The following is a 7386-nucleotide window of genomic DNA, read 5'->3' as shown; positions in this document are numbered from 1 at the left end:
TAGCCCTATATATAAGAGTGAGAAGAACAAAGTGAAGAAATTCAGTAATATCAAGGGTTTGTAAGATATGGGGTGTACCCAAAAGGGAACACCTGTGTACCCAAAAGGGAACACCTAAAAAATGGTAAACACTAAAAAAAAAAAGATGTCAATATAAAATGACATCTAAAATAAATAAATTGGTAACTTATGTTTTTTACCATCTTCAGTTACAAAGTTTTTAAGTGATTTTTTAAATATCTTTTGAGTTGCTTTATCTACTCCATCTTTCGGCGAACAACACATAATATTTGGATTTACAAACCATGTACGACTTGTACAAATACGACCATCTTCTGTGGTTGTTCCAGTCTCTGCAACTGCTAATAATCCTTTTTTCATTAAACCATTCATTAATTCTGATACTTTTCCTCTAGTTCTAGTTAACTTTCTAGCAAGATAACTAGGCGTTGCACTATCAGAATCAAATTCATTTTCTTTACTTATTCTTTCAACCAAAATATTCGTTTTAAATTCTACATAAGGTATTAAATCCATTAGAAACGCTTTTTCAGCTGTAGTTAAATAATTAATTTCACTCAGGTAATTGTAATTATCCATAATAATTTGCACAAACCTCACCCGATCTGTTGGTTTTTTCTTTTTTGCAATAAAATACTCTTCTCCACCAGTCGCCTTACTTAATAACTGTAAAAGCATTGATTTCTCTTCTTCTGAATAACCACCAGATTGTAACTGATCATAGATACTATCAATCTTACTATCTCTTAATTTTGCTTTTTTTTCAGCTTGTTCAAAATCTACAATTTTTGTCATAAAATAATTCTCTCCCTTTTGTGGAAGGAATCAACTTTTATATGTTAAAATGTATGTAGTATATAATGGTTGATTCCAACCTGATTATGAAAAACCGCCTGTCCGCCAAGACATTGGGCGGTTTTTCTCGTTTGATATGATTACTTTATCATAACATGAAATATCTTTTATAAAACTTACTTTCTAACATTCTAATTCATCTTGACATCCCTTACATAGAGCCTCAAACCTTTAGTCCCATATATATTATTGCCACTAAAAAACACTACTCCTTATTGCAAAGACTAGAGAGCAAAGGTTGGGCGTAAAAATCCTTTTATTCTTGCCTTCTGAATGTATACTTTCTTCACGGAAATATCTATTTTTCTAAAAACCTTTTAAAATCCAATAAAATCAACACCTTGAAAGTAAACTAATATTCAAAAGTTTACTTTCAATAACTAATCTAACAACTAAGTACACATACAAGTACACTTATAAGTGTACTTGTATGTGTACTTAGTTGAATGACACTGATCCTATTCAACAACAAATAAAAAAGTGCAAAATCTATCAACAGATTCCGCACCAACAACAAAAAAAATAAAATTACTAGAAACATAGGAGAGTGTTTCACTACTCATCATAACCCATATCTTAACATTTTTTTGTTTGACTTCCGAAAACATGTAAAAATTCACTCTTTTTTGAATATTATTCCTTTTTATTGTATACTAAATTTATACAAACTATTAATCTCCTTACGCAATATCTGATAGTGCACAACAAAAAAACCAATTCCCGTGTAATGGAATTGGTTTTTTTGTGCAATTCAGTCAAACAGCAACTTGAACCCACATTCTCAAATGTAGTCTTATTAACTTTAACATAATTTCAATTACATAAAAGTAAAAAATCTCTTTATATATAAATATACAAAGAGATTTTTTAGATGTAACCTTTAAAAAGTTATTTGTGATGGATATTTATTGTAGCATATTTTAATTTTTTGTTCATTTTAAACAGCCACTAAATGACCACTGAGGGCCACTGGAAGGCCACAGAATGGCTATAAACGACCACCAGACGACCACAGATCATAGAAAAAGCATACCAGCTAGAAATCTTTAGAAACCCAATAGGCACAGCCTATTTCACCACTTTTTATACAAAGTGGGATTCGGTTTCCTTATGCTCTTTTTTTCAACATACCCTCTTCTAACGTTCCATGTCATATCCTTTCTGTTTACTTTTCATTTCTCTTGTATGTTCACGTTCAAATTGATTATCTATACCCTTCATATCCAACTCATTTTTAATAAGCCCTCTAAACGCCTTAAATTGCTCTTTAAAGACTTTTTTCGTCTGTTGATATAAAACTTTTATATTAATCTGCAAGTCTCTTATATGAGCCTTTAACGAGCTTATTTCTGTACTTAATTGTTTCTTTTCCTCTTGTAACTTTAAATTTCTCTTTTGGGAATCTTGAAGTGAATCGCATAATTCATCGACTGCCTCATGTAATTGTTTGTTTTCTTTTACAAGATCCGTTTTTTGCAAACGTTCATAATCGCTCTTTATAATAACCGTTGCATTTACTTTTTCTGTCATATCTCTCCATTGCTCACGTGTAACCACGATATTTCCTGTTTTCTTCTCTGTAATTTCTGGTTTTCCAAACAGTTTTGTTGTTACTTCTGTTTTTGTTTCTTCTCGCAAATAAGACAGTGATACTGGCTTATCCGGAACTTGGTTTCGAAACGTTTCAAATTCTTGTTTCTTTTCTTTTATTTTTTTATCTAAATTTAAAAATTGTTGCTGAATTTTTTGTAACGTTTTCATTCTGTTTTTCGATGTAGTTTGTAGTTTTTTGTAATTGATTATGCGTTTCCACTACTTTTGTTTCTAAATGCTTTTTTACATTTCCTAGCTGTTCCAATTCTACTTGTAAATCTTGTTTTTCCTTAAAGGCTTGAGGCGATAAATGTTTTTTCTCTGAACCTTCACCTCGTTCTACATCAAAGCCTTTTTCCCGCATTTCCATCGGGAAATCCTGTTGCAAAGATGTCAATTCTTTTCTCGTAAACATATCTTTCGCGGACAAACGATTGTCTTCTGTAATTGGCATGACACCAATATGCATATGTGGTGTTGCTTCATCCATATGAACCATCGCATACAACGTGTTTTGTTTGCCATAACGCTTTTGAATAAAATCTAGTGAACTCTCAAAATAACGTTTCTGTTCTTCTAAACTTAATAAATGTATGTAATCAGGTGAAGCTGTTACTACAAATTCAGAAAGTACAACAGAATTTGCTCGAGGCTTTCGTTTTACTCTCTCACTGATCTCTTGTTTAATTGTGCTTTCATATCTAATTTTTTGTTGATTTAACAAATCATAATTCTGTTCACTTTTCGAATAATCGATGTCTAAATTTGATTTACTTTTTCCTTGTCTCTGATTATGTTTTTGAATTCCTTGCACATCAGAAATTTGAAATTTCTGCATGTGAATGATTGCGAATTTATTCATGTTTTTCCCTCACAATTGTCTTCAGTAAGAGGACTACTTTTGAGATTATCATAACATATCGAAAGAGCGAATCCAAAGTTTTGGTATAGCCCACTATACCAAACACAATTTGGTGTGGGCTCTGCGAGACCTTGTTGGCTTCGCCAAATCACGCTATAGCGTGATAAAATCCCTGGGGCTTTGCCCCACACCCCACAAGGGGAAATCTTCCCCTTGACCCCATCAATCCAACTCCCCAACCCCTCAATCCTTGAGGGGCTCCCTCCCCGGTTGGCAGGCCAAAACGTATTCGTTTTGACAACCCTAGAGGGTCTTGGTGTAGTGCGTCTGTCAACTCCTTAATGCTCCCTTTGGTCCGCTTACCGTTGACAGACATCTTATTTTTTCTTTTTTTCTTATTTGCAGGAATCCTTATACATTTAGAAAATATATACATGACACATTATAAGGAGGGATGTTTTTGCAACAATTCAAAGAAATTTTAATGCAAGGCGCTATACCTATCGGTATAACAGACCCATTTGGGGTAGCATTACGACAATTTGATGAAATACAGTATCATCATCACACTTATTTAATTATTTGGCATCCCATGTATAATGAATTTGTTGGATCTCATGAATCTGGAGATTGGATTTCTTATTCAGAATTACATTATGCTACTTTTATAAGAAATCTAAAAGATTCTTTTTCCTATCAACATATAAAAAATCCCTAACATAAGTGCTAGGAATTTTTCCGATACTTTCTCAGGATCTTGTCAAAAACAAACGAAAGTATTTTTATTACAATGTAATCAACTGATAATTCTATCTTTTTAAATATAAAATAATATTCACAAATAAATTCTTATATAACTTTTATAAACAACCTATAGCCATATTTTTATTCCTTTCAGGAATAGTTAATCTTTTATCAAAATATATATAACATAGAAATTTAAATAAAAACTGGAGGACTATTCATGAATCACAATAACAATAATAATAAATATGAAATTATTGATTCGCATGCATCACCTTATCCTTCGAACAAAAACAGTAATCATTCTAGATACCCTTATACAAATAATACAAATTACAAAGATTGGCTCAATATATGTCAACAGAATCAACAGTATGATGAGGGTTTTGAAACATTTGAGAGTGCTGATACAATTGCCGCAGTTAGTGCAGGTATTATTGTAGCGGGCACTATGTTATCAGCTTTTACTTCCCCTCTAGGTCCTGCCCTTATTATATCTTTCGGAACATTACTTCCAATTTTTTGGAAACCGGGTGAAGATCCTAAAACAGTATGGAAAGCTTTTGTAAAAATTGGATATCGACCTTTTGGTTTACCAGTAGATGAAGCTATCGTTAATCTACTATATAATAAAGTGGATGCCTTAAAAACTCAATTTGAAGACTATCAAAGATATTTTGATATATGGAAAGCAAATCCCACTTCACAAAATGCTGATGCAGTGAAAAACAAATTCCTTACTTTAGATACTCTTGTTATAGGAACATTACAAGAATTAAAAAAAGACTATGCTATAATATTACTTCCTGGTTATACACAAATAGCTAATTGGCACTTAAATTTATTACGACAAGCCGCAGATAATTATGACAAATGGGCACCTTCATCTAACTTATCAATACAAAGTATATATCCTCAAGATTATATTAGCGATCTTAATACTTGCTTAACGAATTGCTCAACAGAAAGTAATAATAAGGTATCTTCTAAATATTATAAATGCATATTAAAATGTAGAATTGCAGAATATATTAATCATTGTTCAGAAAAATATCAAGATGGCTTAAATCAGCTTAAAAATTCAAGTAATATAAATTGGGACATATATAATGCGTATCGTAGAGAAATGACTTTTACTGTATTAGATCATATTGCCATTTTTCCAAATTATGACCCAGAAAAATATCCAACAGGTACTCACTCAGAACTTACTAGAGAAATTTATACTGATGCTGTCATGAGAAGATATGAAACTGGTAGCCCAATACCTATTGCTCAAAGAGAACAGGAATTAACAAGATCTCCACATTTATTCTCTCGCCTAAATAAATTTACTCTATTTACAGCTAAAAATATTTTACCAGGATTACATGCTGTTCAAAACCATTTTAGCTATACAAATGATAGTACTGTCCGCCTTAGTCCAATTTATAAACCAGAAAATTTATCGGAGCCAAATACAGATAACCCTCCTCCATTTGATATTTCGAATACCGCTGTTCGTAGTATAGCAGTCAAACGTCGGTATGAGTATTATCATATAACTGCTATAGATTTTGATACAATAGATGGAAATCCACGTAGGTACAATTCTGGATATACACCTGAAAATTTAGGCATAGATTATTTTATATTCACAGAATTCCCAGCAGGTAAAATTCCTCCTTATGGTCTTGGTACTAAGTATACTCATATCTTATCTTATATAAAAATTAGTCCTCGAGGCAACCTATCATTACCAGCTGAAAGAGAATTATCATTCGCTTGGACACATACAAGTGTTAATTTCAACAATACAATTTCTAATACAATAACTACACAAATCCCTGCTGTAAAAGCTAAGTCTTTAGATCCATCATCTTCTGTTATATCAGGTCCTGGTCATACAGGAGGTGATTTAGTTTCTCTTAGGAGTAGTATGCAAATTATGTGTTATGTCCCAACTGCGGCAAGATACCAAATTCGTATGCGATGTGTTGCATATTCTCCTAATCGTTCAATTAACCTAACATTAAATATAGCAGGCGTAACAAATTATAGTCTCCGAGCACTAGGTATAGGTTCCATAAAAAATATAATAAATCCTAAATATGATGATTTTCAATATATATATTTTCAAACCGAAGACCCTCAACAAGTAGCAACAGTAAACTTATCCTCCAATTTTACCATGTTTTTAAACTCAAACGATTTTGCTGATAATACAATACTTATAGATAAATTCGAATTCATCCCAATCACTAACACATTAGAAGAAAACTTAGAAACACAAAAATTAGAAAAAATCCAACAAACAGTAAATACACTTTTTACCAATTAAACTGTAGGATGAAACCATAGGATATGTCACAAAAACAATGCATATAACGCCACATACAAAGCAAATCCGCATTGATATTAGAGAAACGGAAGGTACTTTTAACATAAAAAGCGTAGAATTGATTTCTATAAAAAATTAAACAAAGGCTGGCGCAGAATAGATATTCTGCGCCAGTTTTTATGAGTATCTAAAAATTTCTTACCATTTTACAATTACAGGTAAATTCATACGATTTACTTTTAGTATATGACTTTTCCTTTGTAACGCCTCATTTTTCTTTTTAAAGGACTTTAATATTCTCGAAGATGAGAAACCTTAAGAAGATTCTTCTAATCTAATTTCAGCCTTTTTAAAGCGTATAAGATACTATTTACTTTGTACAAGTATATTTTTTGGAAAGGAGGAGCAAGAAACCCCATATACAAGATTTCATGAAAAAGAAGAAGAAAGAGGATTCCCAGAATCCTCTTTCTATCAACGATGTATAAAATCCTGTATAAGAAATAGATAAACATAGAAACAAGAAACCTTGTAAATACAAGGATTCTATCCAAATAGTTGCTACCGATAATAGGACGTTATGTTAACCGGCCATGAATAACATATTCAAGTCCGGTTTTCTCTTTTTTATGATTTTATTCTTATCTTTTGATCTTCCTTTGCTTTTTGGCTAGAGTGCTGGCTCGTCGTGTGGGGGCGAAACCCCACGTATTCCGTATCAAATTTCGAGTAAGAACTATTTTAGGGCGAATGATCTAAGCGGTTCGGCTCGTATACTTGCTTGTCCAAGTCGATAGGCATTGTTTTGCTTTTTGTCTGTCGGCTTGGCGACAAACACACACGAGCCGAAAAAAGTTCCGCAAGGACATCATAAAAAAAGAAAAGACGATAGTCTTTAGGTGAGGATAAACGAACCGACTTTTTTTTATGATGAAGGTGGAGATTTTTGAGCGTTGTTCTCAAAAATACTACCTGTTCCTTTCGGAACTTT

5 protein-coding genes are annotated in these 7386 nt (G+C 32.3%); 2 read left to right on the top strand and 3 right to left on the bottom strand.

Annotated features, from left to right (window positions below):
* Window positions 1-165 precede the first annotated feature (165 nt).
* The 3 genes from AC241_RS32405 to mobV all read right to left on the bottom strand — a co-directional run bounded on the left by AC241_RS32405 (window position 166) and on the right by mobV (window position 3331).
* Complete coding sequence (locus tag AC241_RS32405; protein WP_050845816.1) at window positions 166-816, bottom strand: hypothetical protein; 651 nt, start codon at window positions 814-816, stop codon at window positions 166-168.
* A 1197-nt stretch (window positions 817-2013) separates the two neighbouring features.
* Window positions 2014-2637 (bottom strand): recombinase, encoded by a 624-nt coding sequence (locus AC241_RS35645; protein WP_230690676.1) that lies wholly within the window; start codon window positions 2635-2637, stop codon window positions 2014-2016.
* A complete protein-coding gene (gene mobV / locus AC241_RS35640; RefSeq protein WP_230690675.1) occupies window positions 2591-3331 on the bottom strand; it encodes a MobV family relaxase in 741 nt (246 codons plus the stop codon). The genes AC241_RS35645 and mobV overlap by 47 nt, the downstream gene beginning before the upstream one ends.
* Before the next feature lie 454 nt (window positions 3332-3785).
* On the opposite strand from mobV, the gene AC241_RS32390 reads away from it, so the two are divergent.
* On the top strand, window positions 3786-4049 hold the full coding sequence (locus AC241_RS32390) for a hypothetical protein (protein WP_050845814.1): 264 nt from the start codon (window positions 3786-3788) through the stop codon (window positions 4047-4049).
* 246 nt (window positions 4050-4295) lie between these two features.
* Window positions 4296-6395 carry an insecticidal delta-endotoxin Cry8Ea1 family protein gene (locus tag AC241_RS32385; RefSeq protein WP_050845813.1) on the top strand — a complete coding sequence of 700 codons (2100 nt, stop codon included), beginning with the start codon at window positions 4296-4298 and terminating at the stop codon, window positions 6393-6395.
* Window positions 6396-7386 lie beyond the last annotated feature (991 nt).

The sequence above is a fragment of the Bacillus thuringiensis genome, assembly GCF_001182785.1.
Lineage (GTDB): Bacteria > Bacillota > Bacilli > Bacillales > Bacillaceae_G > Bacillus_A > Bacillus_A thuringiensis_S.
This window is presented reverse-complemented; position numbering and strand designations above follow the sequence as displayed.

Excerpts from the sequence above, each read along its gene's own strand:
- AC241_RS32385 (WP_050845813.1), top strand. The coding sequence starts at position 4,296 with ATGAATCACAATAACAATAATAATAAATATGAAATTATTGATTCGCAT.
- AC241_RS32390 (WP_050845814.1), top strand. The coding sequence starts at position 3,786 with ATGTTTTTGCAACAATTCAAAGAAATTTTAATGCAAGGCGCTATACCT.
- mobV (WP_230690675.1), bottom strand. The coding sequence starts at position 3,331 with ATGAATAAATTCGCAATCATTCACATGCAGAAATTTCAAATTTCTGAT.
- AC241_RS32405 (WP_050845816.1), bottom strand. The coding sequence starts at position 816 with ATGACAAAAATTGTAGATTTTGAACAAGCTGAAAAAAAAGCAAAATTA.
- AC241_RS35645 (WP_230690676.1), bottom strand. The coding sequence starts at position 2,637 with ATGAAAACGTTACAAAAAATTCAGCAACAATTTTTAAATTTAGATAAA.